At 64.7% G+C, this 16,091-nt stretch carries 16 protein-coding genes; 6 read left to right on the forward strand and 10 right to left on the reverse strand.

All coding sequences use genetic code 11. The annotated features are described in order from the left end of the window. Positions 1-172: 172 nt before the first annotated feature. Together ACYOEI_RS10165 and ygfZ are read left to right on the forward strand one after the other, a co-directional pair. On the forward strand, positions 173-1,381 hold the full coding sequence (locus tag ACYOEI_RS10165) for a lactate racemase domain-containing protein (protein ID WP_462849332.1): 1,209 nt from the start codon (positions 173-175) through the stop codon (positions 1,379-1,381). Between the two features lie 137 nt (positions 1,382-1,518). After that, on the forward strand, positions 1,519-2,529 hold the full coding sequence (gene ygfZ, locus ACYOEI_RS10170) for a CAF17-like 4Fe-4S cluster assembly/insertion protein YgfZ (RefSeq protein WP_462849333.1): 1,011 nt from the start codon (positions 1,519-1,521) through the stop codon (positions 2,527-2,529). Between the two features lie 114 nt (positions 2,530-2,643). On the opposite strand, the gene ACYOEI_RS10175 is transcribed toward ygfZ, so the two are convergent. From ACYOEI_RS10175 to ACYOEI_RS10195, 5 genes are all read right to left on the reverse strand, one after another. After that, positions 2,644-2,910, reverse strand: coding sequence for a hypothetical protein (locus ACYOEI_RS10175; RefSeq protein ID WP_462849335.1), 267 nt, complete (start codon positions 2,908-2,910; stop codon positions 2,644-2,646). Between the two features lie 375 nt (positions 2,911-3,285). Continuing rightward, positions 3,286-4,455, reverse strand: a complete 1,170-nt coding sequence (locus ACYOEI_RS10180; RefSeq protein ID WP_462849336.1) for a Gfo/Idh/MocA family protein — start codon at positions 4,453-4,455, stop codon at positions 3,286-3,288. Positions 4,456-4,589: 134 nt separating this feature from the next. After that, on the reverse strand, positions 4,590-5,756 hold the full coding sequence (locus tag ACYOEI_RS10185) for a leucine-rich repeat domain-containing protein (RefSeq protein WP_462849338.1): 1,167 nt from the start codon (positions 5,754-5,756) through the stop codon (positions 4,590-4,592). A 66-nt stretch (positions 5,757-5,822) separates the two neighbouring features. After that, positions 5,823-6,947: an alkaline phosphatase family protein gene (locus ACYOEI_RS10190; RefSeq protein WP_462849339.1), complete on the reverse strand. Its 1,125-nt coding sequence runs from the start codon at positions 6,945-6,947 to the stop codon at positions 5,823-5,825. A gap of 68 nt (positions 6,948-7,015) precedes the next feature. Next, complete coding sequence (locus tag ACYOEI_RS10195) at positions 7,016-7,594, reverse strand: hypothetical protein (RefSeq protein ID WP_462849340.1); 579 nt, start codon at positions 7,592-7,594, stop codon at positions 7,016-7,018. Between the two features lie 178 nt (positions 7,595-7,772). On the opposite strand from ACYOEI_RS10195, the gene pyrG reads away from it, so the two are divergent. Then, positions 7,773-9,404 carry a CTP synthase gene (gene pyrG, locus ACYOEI_RS10200; RefSeq protein ID WP_462849341.1) on the forward strand — a complete coding sequence of 544 codons (1,632 nt, stop codon included), beginning with the start codon at positions 7,773-7,775 and terminating at the stop codon, positions 9,402-9,404. 52 nt (positions 9,405-9,456) lie between these two features. Continuing rightward, positions 9,457-10,635: an N-acetylglucosamine-6-phosphate deacetylase gene (locus tag ACYOEI_RS10205; RefSeq protein ID WP_462849342.1), complete on the forward strand. Its 1,179-nt coding sequence runs from the start codon at positions 9,457-9,459 to the stop codon at positions 10,633-10,635. Between the two features lie 13 nt (positions 10,636-10,648). Here ACYOEI_RS10205 and ACYOEI_RS10210 read toward each other — a convergent pair whose 3' ends face one another. From ACYOEI_RS10210 to ACYOEI_RS10225, 4 genes are all read right to left on the reverse strand, one after another. Further along, positions 10,649-11,158: a GNAT family N-acetyltransferase gene (locus ACYOEI_RS10210; protein WP_462849343.1), complete on the reverse strand. Its 510-nt coding sequence runs from the start codon at positions 11,156-11,158 to the stop codon at positions 10,649-10,651. Continuing rightward, entirely contained in the window at positions 11,155-12,081 is a 927-nt protein-coding gene (locus ACYOEI_RS10215; protein WP_462849344.1) for a rhomboid family intramembrane serine protease, read from the reverse strand. Before ACYOEI_RS10215 ends, ACYOEI_RS10210 begins: the two co-directional genes overlap by 4 nt. A gap of 208 nt (positions 12,082-12,289) precedes the next feature. Continuing rightward, positions 12,290-12,664, reverse strand: a complete 375-nt coding sequence (locus ACYOEI_RS10220; RefSeq protein WP_462849345.1) for an STAS domain-containing protein — start codon at positions 12,662-12,664, stop codon at positions 12,290-12,292. 144 nt (positions 12,665-12,808) lie between these two features. Next, positions 12,809-13,036 (reverse strand): hypothetical protein, encoded by a 228-nt coding sequence (locus ACYOEI_RS10225; RefSeq protein ID WP_462849346.1) that lies wholly within the window; start codon positions 13,034-13,036, stop codon positions 12,809-12,811. Between the two features lie 536 nt (positions 13,037-13,572). Between ACYOEI_RS10225 and ACYOEI_RS10230 the strand changes: the two genes are divergently transcribed. Continuing rightward, positions 13,573-14,487 carry a dihydrodipicolinate synthase family protein gene (locus tag ACYOEI_RS10230; protein WP_462849347.1) on the forward strand — a complete coding sequence of 305 codons (915 nt, stop codon included), beginning with the start codon at positions 13,573-13,575 and terminating at the stop codon, positions 14,485-14,487. Between the two features lie 271 nt (positions 14,488-14,758). Next, positions 14,759-15,565, forward strand: a complete 807-nt coding sequence (locus tag ACYOEI_RS10235; RefSeq protein ID WP_462849348.1) for a hypothetical protein — start codon at positions 14,759-14,761, stop codon at positions 15,563-15,565. 214 nt (positions 15,566-15,779) lie between these two features. Here ACYOEI_RS10235 and ACYOEI_RS10240 read toward each other — a convergent pair whose 3' ends face one another. Beyond that, a complete protein-coding gene (locus tag ACYOEI_RS10240) occupies positions 15,780-15,971 on the reverse strand; it encodes a hypothetical protein (protein WP_462849349.1) in 192 nt (63 codons plus the stop codon). Positions 15,972-16,091 lie beyond the last annotated feature (120 nt).

Genomic DNA, 16,091 nt, shown 5'->3' on the forward strand with positions numbered 1-16,091 from the left:
CCGGAATTTGTTCCGCATCAGGTGACGAGAGCTCGACACATGGGGATCCATCCCTACCGAAGGGTACAGGGAAACTTGACCACCTCGAGCGGGCGGCCCTATCATGATCGGGAATCTCGGGACGTCCGGAATTTCCGATCGTGATCGAATCTCGAAGCGTCGGGTTGTTTCCATGAAGGTCGCGGTCCAATTTCAGGAAGAGCAGCTCGAGGTCGAGATCCCCGAGGACCGGTTGGTCGGCGAGTGGCACGGCCCTCCCAGATCCCCAGCGTCCGAGGTGGAGCGCCTCGTCATCGACGCGTTGGAGAACCCTCGAGACTACCCGGCGCTCCGCCAGGCGGTCGTCCCGGGGGATCAGGTCGTCATCGCCTTCGACGCCGAGACTCCCGATGCGGCGGCGGTCCTCGATGCCACCAGTCGGATCCTACTCGATTCCGGAGTCGAAGCTTCTGGGATCACCGTCCTGGTGTCATCGGGCGCACGTTGCGACACGGCCCCGGCGATCCCCGCTGGTGCCACCCTGGCCATTCATGACCCCGACGATCGGGCGGGCCTCGCTTACCTGGCCACGACGAAGGGTGAGCGTCGTGTCTACCTGAACCGCCTGGCGACCGACGCCGACTTCGTCCTCCCGATCGGCCGGCTCGCCTACGACCGCATCCTCGGATATCGAGGACCCTGGAGCACTCTCTTTCCCGGCCTAAGCGACCTGCCGGCGATGCGGTCGCTAACGAAGCTCGCGAGCGACAGCCCCCCTCTGCGTGATCGCCCCTCGGCGGCACTGACTGAAGCGAGCGAGGTGAGCTGGTTGCTCGGCAGCCAGTTTCACATCGGCGTCGTTGCGGGGACCTCGGGGCCTTGCGAAGTCGTCGCTGGCCTCGAGTCGTCGGTCCGAGACGAAGGGATGGCCGCTGTCGACCGCGCCTGGTCGTTCCAGGCCGAGACTCGGGCCGACTTGGTCCTCGTCGGCATCGGACAGGCGGGGATGTCTACCGGGATAAGCGAGCTCGTCGACGGACTCGCCACCGCCACGCGCCTGGTGCGACGAGGGGGCAAGATCGTCGCCCTTTCCCGAGCCGGTGGGACGCTTGGGCCTGCCATGCAACGCCTGGTCGGACTCGACGACCCGCGAAACGGGAAATCCGCCCTCCGTGGACACGAAGACGACCCCGACTATTCCATCGCCAAACAACTCGCCCATAGCCTGGCCTGGGCCGACATCTACCTCCTGAGCACTCTCGAACGCGACGTCGCGGAGGAACTCGGCATGATCCCCCTCGATCGCGCCGAGGAGGCCCGACGTCTCGTCGCCTCGAGCGCCTCGTGTCTCGTCGTGAGCCACGCCGAGCTCACCCGCCCCGACTTGGCCGACGAATCCTGACGGCCTCTCGCTTCGCTTGGAACGAAGGAGTCGCCGCCATCGACTCCGCGAGGCCGGTCGGACCTTCGCCGTCAAAGGATGGGGTGAGACCTTGAACGAGCACAAAACGGATCTCACGTGAAGAGGACTCGACGGGCATGATCGAATCAGGTTCTGGTGCTGCGATCGCCGAGAATGCGCGATTCATCGACCGTACGGATCGGGAGCGGCTCGAGATCGGTGGACCCGACCGTGCCAAGTACCTCCACAACCTGTCGACCAACGACGTGAAAGCCCTCGGCGTCGGGAGAGGACAGGAGACGTTCGTCACCAGTCCCCAGGGCAAGACGCTCGGCTATGCCACGCTGCTCGCCCTGGAGGACCGGATTCTCTTCCGGACCGACCCGGGTGGCCTCGACGGTGTCCTCCCTCACCTGCGCAAGTACGGCGTCTTCGACGACGTCTCACTCGAAGACGTCCGCGCCCAAACGTTTGAGTTCCACGTCTCCGGACCGAAGGCCGACGACATCCTCATGCTCTCGGGCGCGCAGCTCCCCGAACCCGGCGACTTGAGACATCTAGCCACTCGAATCGCCGAACGTCCGGTCCGCTTGGTTCGCGAGTCGCCCTCGGGCTTCCCCGGACTGACGATCCTGGGCGCACTCGCCGACGGTCCGGCAGTGTCCGCCCGGATTCACGAGCAAGGCCAGGCGCTCGGGTTAACCGAGTTGACCGCGGAAACATTCGAGACCTTGCGCATCGAAGCGGGGACGCCCGTTTCCGGGAGAGATGTCACTGCCGAGAACCTCCCTCAAGAGGTCGGACGCGACGCGAGTGCAATCTCCTTCGTCAAAGGGTGCTACCTCGGCCAGGAGACGGTCGCTCGGCTCGACGCCCTCGGCCACGTCAACAAGTCTCTTCGTGGCCTGAGGATCGAAGCCAAGGTCCCGCCGATCCCGAGCGGATCCACGATCGAAGTCGGCGGGAAGAAGGTCGGCACGGTCACCTCGTCAGCCGTCTCCAGCGACTCGCAAGGGCGAGTCGCCCTCGCCTACGTCCGGGTCGCTCAGGCCGACGAGGGGACCGTTGTCGAGATCCACACGGGAGCCGAGGTTGTCTCCGCCGTGGTCACGGAGCTGCCTTTCCGCAAAGGCGGGGGGGAAAGGTAGTTCTTGGCCCACCGAACCTCGGCGGTTCTCGGAGCGTTTCCGGTCACGGTCGAACTTCGACGCATTTCACGACCCTACGTCGGATCGTCGGCGTACCGGCGTCCGCGCCGGGGCTCAATCGTCATCAAGCGGATGCAGGCCACCTTCGGGGATGTTGGCGATCTGGAGGATCGTCTCCGGAGCGCGACTCAGCCCGAGGTTTTCGAGCACGAGGACCCCGTAGGGGGAACTCGCATCGTGGGAATGATCCGGGTCGCTATCCGCTCGGGAGAGTCGGCCTCGAATCATCGTGCCGCCGTAGTCCACACGGACCAAGGGGCACCGAGTCCCCTGTTTCTGGCGAATGGCGGCGAGGGTCGATTGGCATTGGTCGAACGTCATCGGTATTCCTCCTGAAGACCGAAGCACACGAGATCACCCAATCGGGCCGGCGCGGTCGTCCTGACCACGGGGCGGCCGAGGGCGTGCGCTCAAAGGGTGCAAAACCGATCATGGCGTCGGATCGATGGACGGTCAAGTGGGATTGGATGACGGGCTGGACCATCGTGCCGCCCCGAGATCCTGATCCCCGCTCGTACGCGGACCGCCTGGTTTTCCAATTCCAATCCACCCAAAAGTTTACCTGATTCCCACCGGGTAACCCGAATTCTCTCGGACTCGAAGACTCCCCTCGACGAATTTCAGCCGAAGCCCACCTCGCAGGTTCGACTCATGCAGACCGCATCACATCGTCGGTACATAAGGCGATGATTTCATTCAGATTCTCCGACCTGCACCCGAGTCGGCCAGGATTTCGTCCATGGTGACGACCCGCCCCTCGTCCACGGCCTTGCGAACCAGGAGGCCCGTCAGGGTCGCGTCGCGGGCCTCGGCCAGTGTCACGGGGGGCGACGCGTCACTTTCCCGAGCGCGAACGGCGTCGAGGAAGCTTTGAAGGGCAAATCGGGTGTCGGGCTGGTTCCCGGGGTGGATCGCCTCGCGTGGTTTTCCCTTGTCCCGATAGGTGACGGTCCCCGTGCCGAGGTCGAGGCCGCCGGACGTCCCCATGACCTGGAGAGTTACGCCGGTGAAGCGATCGTCGGCCGGTGCGATCCAGCTATGAAAGAATGAAACGTGAAATCCATCGGCCCACTCGAGCTGGGCGGAATAGTGGTCGGTGACGTCCCTAGCGGGCTGGCGGTCGGCGAACACGTCGCGACGACCGCTCCCGAACGCCCGGACGGGGAGACCGCCCGCGAGCCAGTTGAAGACATCCCAGACGTGCACGGCCTGCTCGACCATCCAGTCGCCGGACCTCGCTCGTTGGGCAAGCCAGTCGCCGTGCCCGTTCATCGGGCCGTTACTGCTGACCCAGGCCGCACGACCTTCCAGGAGGGTCCCAAGATCCCCACGTCGAGCAAGATCGATTCCATCCTGATAGCGAGGATTGGACCGACGCTGGAACCCGACGTGGACGACGACATCAGGCCGAGCCGCCGAGGCCGACATCAGCGCATCGCATGCGTCCAGGGTCAGCGCGAGCGGCTTCTCGGCATAAAGATGCCGCCCGGAACGGATGGTCGACTCGTAAACCTCGGCGTGGAGATCACAGGGGAGCGCCGCGACGACCGCGTCCACGTCGGATCGTTCGAGTAGTTGAGCGGCCCGTTCGAGCCCGTCCGGCCGCTGTCCCTTGGCCTTCTCCACGATCCCCTGCCCGCGCATCCGATGCTTGGGATCCTGGTCGCAGAGGGCGACGACCTTCGCCCCGGGCAACTCGAGCAGGGTCCGCAGCAGGCTCGTTCCCCGCGTGCCCAGGCCGATCACGCCCACTCGGACCGGTTCGCCGTCCACCGCGGCCTCGCCGACCCTCCCCTGCGAGAGTGCCAGCCCCGCGGCGGCGGAACATCCAAGAAATCGCCGACGATTCAGAGTGATGGGCGGCATTCGGCCAGGCTCCCTCGGCGATTCGACGCGTGCACGACAAACTCCGAATATAAACCAACGCCCGGTCGACCGACAAGCGAACCGCGGACCGGCCTTGCTCGATGGGGAACCGATTCGGTCTTCGCGATTGTCGATCAAAGCCCATTGGGTCTCGTCGGCGGCGCGGCCGGGGCGATCGGAAGGCGCCCCACGTAGAGTTTTGGCCGGGCCGAACGGAGCTCGGCGATCGCGGCGTCGCTGAAATGCTCTCCACTCAAAAACACATATTCAAGCCGATCGAGCTTTTTCAGCAGACCCAGGCCGGCATCGGTGAGACTCGTTTCGAGAAGTCGGATGGACTGAAGACGAGGCAAGCCGACGAGTTGGGCGATCCCGGCGTCGGTGACCCGCGGACCTTCCAGATGGAGCCAGTTAAGGCTCGACATCGGTGGGAGTTCGGCGAGGATCTCATCGGAACTGCATTCGGGCCCCAGGATGAGTTGATCGAGATGTTTGCCCCGGATGATCGAACAAACGCCCCGGTCGGTCACCCGCGAATTGCGGATCGACAGGTTTTGCAGCGCCGAGCATCCCGCCACGCGCGAGAGGCCGGCATCGGTCACGGCCACTCCGTCCAAATGGAGCCCCCTCAGCTTCGGAAAGGTGGCGACGACGGAAAACCCTGCGTCGGTGATCGGGCATCGGTTGATGATCAAATGATTCAATGGCTTTCCTGAAAGCGAACCGATCCCGGCGTCGCCGCAACCGAGAGCCTCCAACCAGACGGTATCCAGCATCGGCAACGAGGCGAGATGCCGGATCCCCGCGTCGCCGACCTTCGCCCTGGTCAGCTTGAAGTAACGAAGCCTTGGGAAGTGAGTCAGATTCGCGAGACCGGCGTCGGTGATCGATGGGGCATCGTTCATAACGAGTTGTTTGAGGTGATCGAACGGCCGGAGGATGGCGAGATCCGCATCGGTGACGGTCGCTGGGCCCAGCCTCTTGATCCCTGTCCCCGATTCCGCGCCCCAGGCCACCCGAGCGACCTCGAGAAATGGGGTGGACGGCACATTCGTTCCGCGGAGCGAATAACGAGGAAGCCCCTGGTCGCCTGACGATCGAGACCACCAGGCATCATCGAACCAAACGGTCCCTCCCGATCGAGTCACGTCGGCGATGGCTCTGCGGATCACAGCATCGCGACGGGCGATCAGGACCACTCCCCCCAGCGCCACCGCCACCACAAACACGAGCGTCATCAGCCCCCGCGGGCTCGTCACAAGCCGCCAGCCTCGCTTCGGCACGGCTCCGATGGTCGGCATGCGAAGGGTATCCTTTTGGTCATACGCTGGACGCGATCACCAACGCGTTCAGGAGGGACCGAGGCCCTATTTCGTCGCCCTGGGGGAGTCCGGGCAGACGCCCGGGAGGGGCTTTGCGGACTTCGGGCTCGCGGCGACGAAGTCTTCGCCGAGGAACGCGGCGATCGTCGCCGCGACCTGGGATTGCGTTACCTCGACCCCGGCGCGGACACCGAGGGCGGGGGTCGCCGGGCCCATGACGGCGATCCAGATCGACTCCGCGCCCGCGATGTCTCGACCGTGGCTCGTCCAGTCGCTCTTCGATCCGCCCCGGCCATGGTCGGTCGTCACGAGCAGGGCTGTCTTGTCGCGATACTCGGGCATCTCCTGGATCATGGCCCAAAGCTCACGGAGATAGTCGTCGGCCTCGTGGGCAGATTGGAGGTAGAGGTCGTAGCGTCGGCCGTGGGCCCATTCGTCGGTCTCGCCCAGGCCGATGAACAGGACGTGCGGCCTGTGCTTGCGGAGATGCTCGCTCGCCGAGTCCATCGTTACGACGTCGAAGACATTGTCCGGCCAGTATCGGGGCAGCCTTCGCGTCAGTTCATTGGTCCGCCGCTGCCGATCGCTGAGTGGTTCGTCGACGATCGGCTCCCAGCCGGCGTGGACGAGCAGATGATTCTGGGCGGATCGGAAGATCGAGGGGAAGACGTTCCAGGTGCAGAAGGCCGCGACGCGCCCCTGATGGGACGGGCGAGCATTGAGGAATTCCAGGACCGACCCATTGGGATTGGGAAACTTGTTGTTCGAGTCGATCCGAGGGTCGCCAAAGCCGCAAAACATCTCGCTGTAGCCGGGGTACGAGAACTTCATGCCGTTGGTCGACGTCGCAGGGGCATTCTTCGTACGATCGCCGAAGATCTGTCCCTTCGTCGCGACGGTCTTCCACAAGAACGGCAACAAGGCCTCGCGACTGGCCTCGGGCGAGTCCCTCCAGAACCGTGACTTCAGTTCCTGGGTGTCGGGCACACCCCCGGCCTTGGGATCGATCAGGGTCTCATCCGCCCCACCGAAGAATTCCTGTGGCCGGAACCCGTCGAGGGTGACGACGATCACGTTCTCGGCGCGGCCCAAAGGGCTTTCGGCTCGACACACACTCGACGTCGTCAGGACCGCAAGAATCCAATGCGTAATCGACATACTCAGACGCATCGCTCGTCTCCGGTACCGAGGGTTTCGGCCCCAAATGGTACCGGGCCGACGAGAGCCGAGCCAGCTATTTAGGACGGCTCGACTTCGATCGCCTCGGGAGAGTCTGGCGACGGAGACGGCGGTGAAGATGTCGCCGGCCCGCCGGCGGCAGGCGGAGGGATCGTGCAGCGGACCGCGCCCATCAGGACCTGACCGCCACCGACTCCAGGGCTCGAGATCCCCAGCACATTCTTGGCCCAGACGAGCCATTCGGCCATGACGAGACCAGGACCGGAGGGGATGTCGGGAATTCGCGAGATCCGGTCGCTGTTGGAATACACCCACAAACTCGATCGGGCGACCGCGAAGGCCAACACCCCGGCCGTCGCGAGGCGCATGAGCCTTTGGCGAACGCGGGAACGCAACCCTACCGGGCAGTCGGCGGTCAGAACCGACCCGTCCGCTCGCCGGTAAAACCGGACGCAAAGACGGCCTTCGGCCGCCTCGACCAGCGAAAGCGCCTCGGCCCTCGTCATCCCCGAGAGGTTGTAGACGTGCTTCGAGCAGGACTCGCAGAACCGAGTGCGGTCGTCCCCCCGCATATCCGCCCAGGACGCCTGACACGGCGACGCGATTTGGAGGACGTTCAGGTTGAGCGAGGGTTCCATGGCCCAATCTCCGCGGCGTGGTGTTGTTCCGATCCTCCGGAAAAACGACGCCCGGCGCGAAATCTTAGACGGGCCTGTCCTGGCGTTCGTTCCACTCCAGGTTCCATTGACGTTCGTGTTATACTGAATCGTTTGGCAGGGGCAGGATGGGACGCTGCGGATGCGCGCGGGGAGCACGATGGCGAAGCATATTTTCGTGACCGGTGGAGTCGTCAGTTCGCTCGGGAAGGGGCTCACGTGCGCCTCGATCGGGATGCTCCTGGAACATCGGGGGTTGCGGGTCCGGCTCCAGAAGTTCGACCCGTACATCAATGTCGACCCCGGGACGATGAGCCCCTACCAGCACGGCGAGGTCTACGTCCTCGATGACGGCTCGGAGACGGACCTCGACCTCGGGCACTACGAGCGATTCACGGACGCCCCCCTCACGAAAGACTGCAACTACACGACGGGCAAGATCTACCTCTCGGTGATCCAGAAGGAACGCGAGGGGAAACATTACGAAGGGCGGACGGTCCAGGTCATTCCCCACGTCACCGACGAGATCAAGGCGGCCGTCCTCCGACTCGGGACCGACGACGTCGATGTGGTGATCACCGAGATCGGCGGCACGGTCGGCGACATCGAGAGCCTCCCGTTCCTGGAAGCGATCCGCCAGTTCGCGCTCGACGTCGGCCGCGAGAACTGCCTGTACATCCACCTGACCCTCGTCCCCTACCTGAAGGCGGCCGCCGAGCTCAAGACGAAGCCGACCCAGCACTCGGTCGGCGCCTTGCGTCAGATCGGGATCCAGCCCGACGTCCTGATCTGTCGGACCGAGCACCCGATCAGCGCCGACGACAAGGACAAGATCGCCCTCTTCTGCAATGTTGAACGCAAGGCGGTCATCGAGGAGCGCGACAAGGAATTCAGCATCTACGAGGTCCCGCTGAGCCTCGTCAACAACGGCCTCGACGAACTCCTGGTCAAGCGACTCGGCCTGAAGACTGCCCCGCTCGAGATCAACGACTGGCGTGACCTCGTCGACCGGGTCCGGCACCCGAACCACGAGGTTCGGATCGCCGTCGTCGGCAAGTACATGAAGCATCGCGACGCGTACAAGTCGGTGTACGAGTCGCTCGACCACGCCGGGATCGCGAACCGTACGCGAGTCATCGTGCAACGCGTCGAGGCCGAGGAGGTCAGCAACCAGGGGGCCGCCGCGATCTTGTCTGGCGTCGACGGGATCCTCGTCCCGGGCGGGTTCGGCATGCGAGGGATCGAGGGGAAGATCGAGGCGATCCGGTTCGCACGCACGAAGCGGATCCCGTTCTTCGGGATCTGCCTGGGGATGCAGTGCGCCGTCGTCGAATTCGCCCGGAGCGTCCTGGGGCTCGAGGACGCCAACAGCACCGAGTTCGACACTTCGACTCAGAACCCCGTGATCTCGCTGATGGAAGATCAGTCCTACGTCCGTCAGCGAGGCGGAACGATGCGTCTGGGCAAGTGGCCCTGCGCCCTCTCCCCCGGGAGCCTCGCGCGTCGGGCGTACGGCGATGATTCGATCCAGGAACGCCACCGACATCGCTACGAGTTCAACAACGGCTATCGCAAGCCGTTCGAGGAGAACGGGATTCGCCTCACCGGCCTGAGCCCGGACGGGTCGCTGGTCGAGATCATCGAATGGCCGGACCACCCCTGGTTCCTCGCCGTGCAGTTCCACCCCGAGTTCAAGTCGAAGCCGACGAAATCCCACCCCCTCTTCCACGACTTCATCGCCGCGGCCCTGTCGCATCGCGAAGTGAGCCGTGGTGAGCCGGATCCGCGCTGAGGCACCGTCGAGGCCGAATCAGTCGAAAGAAAGCTGGGGGCGGAGGAAGACGATGGAGATCACCGCTCGGCACTTCGAGACCGGGCGATGGACCCGCCTGACGATGGCAGGTGGGACCATCGAATCTTCGGTCCACGTCGAAGGCCCCGAGGACGTCCTCGCGCGCGACGAATGGGTTGCGCCGGCGTTCTGGGATATCCAAACGAATGGGCGTTGGGGGATCTCCTTCTCCGACCCGGCGCTCACCGTCGAGCAAGTCGTCGACGTGGTCCGGGCCCAGGCCGAGTTGGGGACGGCGCGGCTCTGCCCCACGCTGATTACGGCCCCGATCGAGGATATGAAGCACGGCGTCCGAACGATCGCCGCCGCGTGCGAAACGCACCCCGACGTCGACGCGTGCGTCACAGGTATCCACCTGGAAGGACCGTTCATCTCCGGGCTCGACGGCTATCGCGGGGCGCATCCCCTCAACGCCGTGCGCGACCCCGAGTGGGATCTCTTCCGGGAACTCCAGGATGCGTCGAACGGGCGCGTCGTCCTGATGACGCTCGCCCCCGAACGCGCGGGGGCCTTGGGGTTCATCGAGAAGGCGGTTGCGGAAGGGGTCGTGATCGCCCTCGGCCATACGGCCGCCGACGGGCCGACAATCCGCGATGCCGTCTCCGCGGGCGCACGGCTGAGTACCCACCTGGGGAACGGGATCGTCTCGAACCTTCCCAGGCATCCCAACCCGATCTGGGAACAGGCGGCGATCGACCGCCTGAGCGCCTCCTTGATCGCGGACGGTCATCACCTCGACCCCGCCACCCTCCGTGTGTTGATCCGCGCGAAAACACCACCGCGGGTGATCCTGGTAAGCGACGCCAGCCCCCTCGCCGGCCTCCCGCCGGGCCGCTACGGCGCCTGGGCGGTCGACCCCTCGGGCAAGATCGTCGTCGCGGACACGCCCTACCTCGCCGGCTCGAATCGAGGGATCGACGTCGGGCTGAACAACCTTTTCGCCGCCGTCGACCTGTCGCTCGCCCAGGGATTGGCGACGGTGACTCGCAACCCCGCGAGGCTGCTCGACCTCCCCGTGCCGACGCTCAACATCGGCCAACCCGCGAATCTCATCGTGTTTCGTTGCCAGAGCCACGACCCGGCGAATGGCTTCGAACTCTGCAGGACGTGTGTCGACGGGCGTTGGGCTGTTGCCGATCCGGACCGTCCCCGCGAGAGGCCTTCCGCCTGATCCGCGGTGGGGATCAAGCGTCGCGGATCGGTCGATTCGCCGGGTCGAACCGCTCGGTCCAGAGATCTTCGTAGACGTGGTAACTGCCAAGCATCCCGAGCGAACGGTAGACGGCCTGGGCCCGATGATTCTCGGGTTCGACGTAGAGTCGAAGGCCTATGACGTCGGGTGTGGAGAGGGCCTGGTCTCGGATGTGGTGATAGAGAGTCCGGAAGATCCCGCCCCCTCGATGTTCCTGCGCCACGTACACGCTCTGGAACCACCACAACCAGCCGTTCCGCCAATCGCTCCATTCGCGAGTGATGGCCGCCTGCCCGACGACCGATCCTCCTTCACGGTTCTCCGCCACCCAGTAGCGAAGCCTGTCCGGCTCGGCGAGAGCCGCCTTCACGCCAAGAGCCAATGTGGAGCGGTCGAGGTGCTTCCCCTCAGTCTCGTCGGCGAGACGGGCGTTGTATTCGACGATGACGTCGAGGTCTGCTGGACGAGCGTCGCGGACGTGGACGAGCGGCGAGGCATTCAAATCCGGTCGCTCCGGCGATTCCTGGCGCGTCGGCTCGCTTCCTGAAGGATCCGGTTTTCTTCGTCCGTCAAGGCCCCGCGACCGTCCCGGGCGATCTTCGCGAGAATCTCGTCGAGCCGAGCGTCGAGCGACTCCTCGGGCAAGATAGCCGTCACGGAGGGCTTGGGAGTGGCTGCGGCGTTCGGAGACCAGGTCGGGCCGGTCGATCGGGCCGGCTTGTCTCGGGAATCGGGCATGACCAGGCGAAGCTTCGGGCGACGGACACGATTCCAGGAGATCCGCGACCAACGGAGGTCAAAACGCTTGAACAGATACCCGAATGCCGCACCGGTGAGGTGCGAGACCAACGCGACTTTCGTGAATTGTTGCCCGTTGAGTAGGGCGAGGAAATCACGCCCCACATACATGAGCACGAGGAGCCAAGCCTGCACCGGGAGCACGAAGAAAAGCAGGAATTCCCGGTGGGGATAGTAGAGGACATAGAGGACGATCACGGCCATGACCGCGCCCGATGCACCAATCATCGGGCGAGGATCGCCCGTCTGCAGGCTGAAGATCGCCCATCCGAGCGTCGAGACGACGGCGGCACAGATGTAGAAAACGGCGAAATTCACCGTCCCGTACATCGACTCCATGTCGCGCCCGACGAACCAGAGGAAAAGCATATTCCACCCGACGTGGAAAATGTCGTCGGAATGGAGGAAGGTCGCTGTCAGAAGTTGCCAGACATGGCCCTGGTAGAAGATCGCGCGACTGTTGGCCTCGAGTTCGCCAAAGAGCCCATCACCTATGGCTCCAGTCTTCGTGAGCACGAAGAGGAAGACGTTGACGGCGATGATGACCTTGCACGCCGGGGCATCGCCGCTCAACCAGCCTGAGCCGCTCGTCTCGCCACGATAATACTCGCGATCATAGATACCCATGCTCGCTCCGGCGAACGTCGTCAACCGCAGGGCGACGGAGTCCGGACCCCTCGTGTTCCATCCCCTTCATCATCGGCCGCGTCTTCGAAACTGTCAACGGTTCGAGGGCCTACTTGATGCGGCGGCGGTCGGCAGGTTGATGCAAGGCCACGGCCTCACGTGGCGTGGCATTTCGCCAGGGCGAACGCAGAGAATCTCAAGGATCGCGTCAGTCAGCGAGGAGCGCGTCCATGGCTTCGCGTCGAGTCGCGTAGATCGGCCAGACGATATCCAAAGACGTGATCCGGAGTAGTTCTCGGGCGTGAGGGGAAACACCCGCGAGTGCCATCATCCCCCCGCGTGCCTGCACGAGTTTCCAGCAACGCAGCAGGAGCGCCAAGAACATCGACCCGAAATAGTTGACCCGGCTCAGGTCGAAGACGACGAGCGGGTTTTCCTGATGGCGGAGTGGCTCCACGATCATGGCGGCCGCCTGCTCCTCGAGCCCGAATTCCAGGGTTTCGAGGGCCGGTGTGGCCGAGATCAGTGTCAACTCCCCATGAATCTCGATGGAAAACGCATCTTGGGCGGGAGGGGTATTCATCGATGGACGTCCGACGGCCACTCGCCACGAATCGGGCGCGACGGATGTTGGCCTCGCTTAGGGTAGAACGCGCGAGGCTCCTGAACAAGGCCAATCTCGGCCGAACCCCTCGGCGGCCTCGCCAACGTCCGCCCTTCCCCGCGTTCAGGCGGAAGGGCGACAATTCGAGAACGAGCGGATCACTTCGTAGAGGTCCTGGCTGACGAGCAGCCGATCCTCTTCGAAATCGCGGAGCCACACGAAGTTGTCCTGGTAGGCCTGGGCCAGAAGGGGATAGAGGTCCACGAGCCGGATGGGGACGGAGGGAGAGTGGTCCTCTTCGTGGAGTTCTTCGTCGGGCTGAGGGAACACGCGCAGTCGTGCGGTGGCCATTTGGATTTCCTCCTCCGTGCAAACCTGAGCAAGAGAGATCGCGTCGTCCGGCCCGCCGTGGGGTCACCTTGGCGTCGGGGCGACCGAGGGCGGACGAGAGCGATGTGGGACCGCGTCGGCCTTTGCTCTCGTTCACCGAAACTAGGAATCGGCCGAAACGGGACCCGAGCATCAGCCAAACCCGTCGCGATTGCTGGGACCGTAGGGACGCATCCCACCGGTCCGGGCGTGCGATCGCTCGCGGATTGCAGAATCGTCGCGTTTGGGAAAGGCAGGCCGCGACCCTCCGGGGTCGAAAAAGCGTCGGGAAGCCCGATGGATTCCTGGCCCTCGGTCGGTCATAATCCAGAGTTGTCTCACGAAAAGGCAACGGCGCCCCCGGTTCGTGGCGAGGGGCCGAGGGTCGATGAGGATTCTCGAAGGCCCTCCCCGTGAAATCCAGGATCGTGCTCCGTACTCCCTCACGGCATCCCCGCCTCGGCATCCGCCTCGCCTCTCCCCGAACCCGATCGAAGTCGACACTCCGGAGTCCCCCGATGGACTTGCCTCGCCTCCACGGCATCGTCCCCCCCCTGCCCACCCCCCTCGGCCCCGACGAGGAGCTGGATGCAAAGGTCCTCGCCCGCCTGATCGAGTTCCAGCTCAAGGCCGGTGTCCACGGACTCTGGGTACTAGGCTCGACCGCCCGCTTCGAGATGATCCCCGACGCCAGACTGCGCCAGGCCGCCGAAGTCGCCGCCGAGGCTGCGGCAGGTCGCGTGCCGATGGTCGTCAATGTCTCCGACCAGGGGCTCACGCGCACCCTCGCCCGCGCCCAACTCTTCGACGACCTCCCTTACGACTACTATGCGGCCCTCCCCCCCTGGTACCTCCCGATGACGGTGCCCGAGCTCGTGGACTATTTCCACGCGCTCGCCGATCGCCTCCTGCGCCCGCTCGTCATCTACAACGCCCCCTGGGTCTGCAATCAGCTCGACTTCAAGACTCTCCGCGAGCTGGCCGAACACCCGAGGATCGTCGGCTGCAAGGACGTCCATCCTGGCATGAGCCGGGCCATCGACTGGACGGTGACCGAGCGTCGTCAGCTCGACTTCAGCTACCTCCAGGGGACCGACCTCGTCGCGCCGGTGACCGACCTCGGCTCCGACGGATTCGTCACCAGCCTGTCGAACGCATTCCCCGAGCTCGCGGTTGCGATCTGGGAGGCCACCCGGCAAGGCGTCGCCGATCGGGCGTTCCGGCTCCAGTCGCATTACTCCAAGCTCGCCCGTGCGACCGAATTCGGCCCGATGCTCGCCTGCCTCGAGGTCATGTGCCGACATCGCGGGCTTCTCGACCGAATGCTCCCCGCACCCCTGCGCTCGCTCGATGATGCGAACGCCCGGCGCGTCGTCGCGGTCCTCGATTCGGTCGGGGCCCTGCCCGCCGAGCCGGTCCCGGCGCTGGTCTGAGGCGATTCCTGATCGAGTCGCAGCATCTCGATACATGCCCGCGGTTTGACGGGGAACCCGACAAGATCCGTTTCCGATTGCCCTCGATCGAGTGTCGGAATCGCCGCCGATCGGGGGCGACATTCGTTTCCAATCTTGCTAAAGTTCACCGCCCTTTTCGCCGAGGCTCCGCGCCTCGTCACGATCTCGCACCCGAAGGAACGGCGGGATCGACCCGGGGTTTGCCACGACGGCGAGTCCCCGAATCGCCATCCACGGAGGATTCTGGAGCATGGAGGCTCGATCTGGTCGCCCCACGCCGAATCGGTGGGGCCTGGTGGGGATTGTGTTGACCGTGCTCCCGATCCTCGGGGGGGCATCGCATCGCACAAAGAATTTCGTGGTCGAGGCCCCGACAGCCGAGATCGCCCGATCGGTCGCGGAGCATGCCGAGACTTGCCGGGTCTCGATCGCCCGGGAGTGGTTGGGAAAAGATCTCCCCTCCTGGTCGAGCCCTTGCCCGATCCGCGTCAAGCTGACGAAGGGCGAGGCGGGCGGGGTCACCTCGTTCGGCTTCCACGCCGGCCGGGTCTCCGACCAGACGATGACCGTCGAGGGGCGGCTCGACCGGATCCTCGCCTCGGCCCTCCCCCACGAGGTGACGCACACGATCTTCGCCGCCTATTTCGGCGGCCCGATGCCCCGTTGGGCCGACGAAGGGGCCTCGCTCCTGAGCGAAGACCTCCGCGAGCGACAACGACACGACCAGATCACCGACGACCTCCTGGCCAGGCGCGGAGATATGCCGCTCGCCCGGCTCTTCCGCGTCGAGGAATACCCGCGTGACCTCATGGGCTTCTACGGCCAGGGATATTCCATTTCAAGGTTCCTGATCGAGATGGGGGGGCGTCCCCGATTCCTGAAATTCGTCCGTGACGGCGTGAAATCAAGCTGGGATCTCGCGACGCGCACCCACTATGGGCTGGCCGACGTCCGGGAACTCGACCGTGCCTGGCGATCGTGGCACCAGGTCGCTTCGCACTCGACACCGAGCCGAGACCTCGTCGTCATCCGTGCCCAATCGACGACAGCCCGCTGAGCCGCCGGTTTGGCAATGGGGTGACGTTGCGTCGGGACGGAATTGAGTCAAGCGACCTCGACCGACATCGAACCTGCTCCAAGGGCGGACACACTTTCCCCCCCGTTCCGGACTCCGTGTCCGACAATTCGAATGGCCAGTCGACCAGGTCTTGAGAGGTCCTCCGGGCTGGGCACATCTGGTTCTCAGCATCATCCCCTTCGCTCCCCAGGCATCAATCCGACCATGACGTCTCCGCCACGAGCAGGCCGTGCGAATCGTCGGGGCGATCCGCACGGGTCGTCGAGACCAGGGATGTTTCGTGCGCGAGGCGAAGGTGACTGGCCACGCTGCCGCTCATCCTCATCGGTATCCTCAGGGAGCTCTTGCGCTCGATCCGAGTGGCTGGCGTCAGCTGTTGAGTCATCGTCTCCGACTCCTCCGCTCGTGTCGCGATCGGGAATTCTCTGGCGGCTCGTCCACCGATAAAGGTACTCTGGACGCATCGAGGATCGCCTCGCCTGCCGATCCGGTCGACCCTTGCCCC

Source organism: Singulisphaera rosea (genome assembly GCF_054877945.1).

Coding starts and splice junctions, on each gene's coding strand:
- ACYOEI_RS10230 (WP_462849347.1), top strand. CDS start 13,573: ATGGACTTGCCTCGCCTCCACGGCATCGTCCCCCCCCTGCCCACCCCC.
- ACYOEI_RS10220 (WP_462849345.1), bottom strand. CDS start 12,664: ATGAATACCCCTCCCGCCCAAGATGCGTTTTCCATCGAGATTCATGGG.
- ACYOEI_RS10190 (WP_462849339.1), bottom strand. CDS start 6,947: ATGCGTCTGAGTATGTCGATTACGCATTGGATTCTTGCGGTCCTGACG.
- ACYOEI_RS10195 (WP_462849340.1), bottom strand. CDS start 7,594: ATGGAACCCTCGCTCAACCTGAACGTCCTCCAAATCGCGTCGCCGTGT.
- pyrG (WP_462849341.1), top strand. CDS start 7,773: ATGGCGAAGCATATTTTCGTGACCGGTGGAGTCGTCAGTTCGCTCGGG.
- ACYOEI_RS10225 (WP_462849346.1), bottom strand. CDS start 13,036: ATGGCCACCGCACGACTGCGCGTGTTCCCTCAGCCCGACGAAGAACTC.
- ACYOEI_RS10205 (WP_462849342.1), top strand. CDS start 9,457: ATGGAGATCACCGCTCGGCACTTCGAGACCGGGCGATGGACCCGCCTG.
- ACYOEI_RS10165 (WP_462849332.1), top strand. CDS start 173: ATGAAGGTCGCGGTCCAATTTCAGGAAGAGCAGCTCGAGGTCGAGATC.
- ACYOEI_RS10235 (WP_462849348.1), top strand. CDS start 14,759: ATGGAGGCTCGATCTGGTCGCCCCACGCCGAATCGGTGGGGCCTGGTG.
- ACYOEI_RS10240 (WP_462849349.1), bottom strand. CDS start 15,971: ATGACTCAACAGCTGACGCCAGCCACTCGGATCGAGCGCAAGAGCTCC.
- ACYOEI_RS10180 (WP_462849336.1), bottom strand. CDS start 4,455: ATGCCGCCCATCACTCTGAATCGTCGGCGATTTCTTGGATGTTCCGCC.
- ACYOEI_RS10175 (WP_462849335.1), bottom strand. CDS start 2,910: ATGACGTTCGACCAATGCCAATCGACCCTCGCCGCCATTCGCCAGAAA.
- ygfZ (WP_462849333.1), top strand. CDS start 1,519: ATGATCGAATCAGGTTCTGGTGCTGCGATCGCCGAGAATGCGCGATTC.
- ACYOEI_RS10215 (WP_462849344.1), bottom strand. CDS start 12,081: ATGGGTATCTATGATCGCGAGTATTATCGTGGCGAGACGAGCGGCTCA.
- ACYOEI_RS10185 (WP_462849338.1), bottom strand. CDS start 5,756: ATGCCGACCATCGGAGCCGTGCCGAAGCGAGGCTGGCGGCTTGTGACG.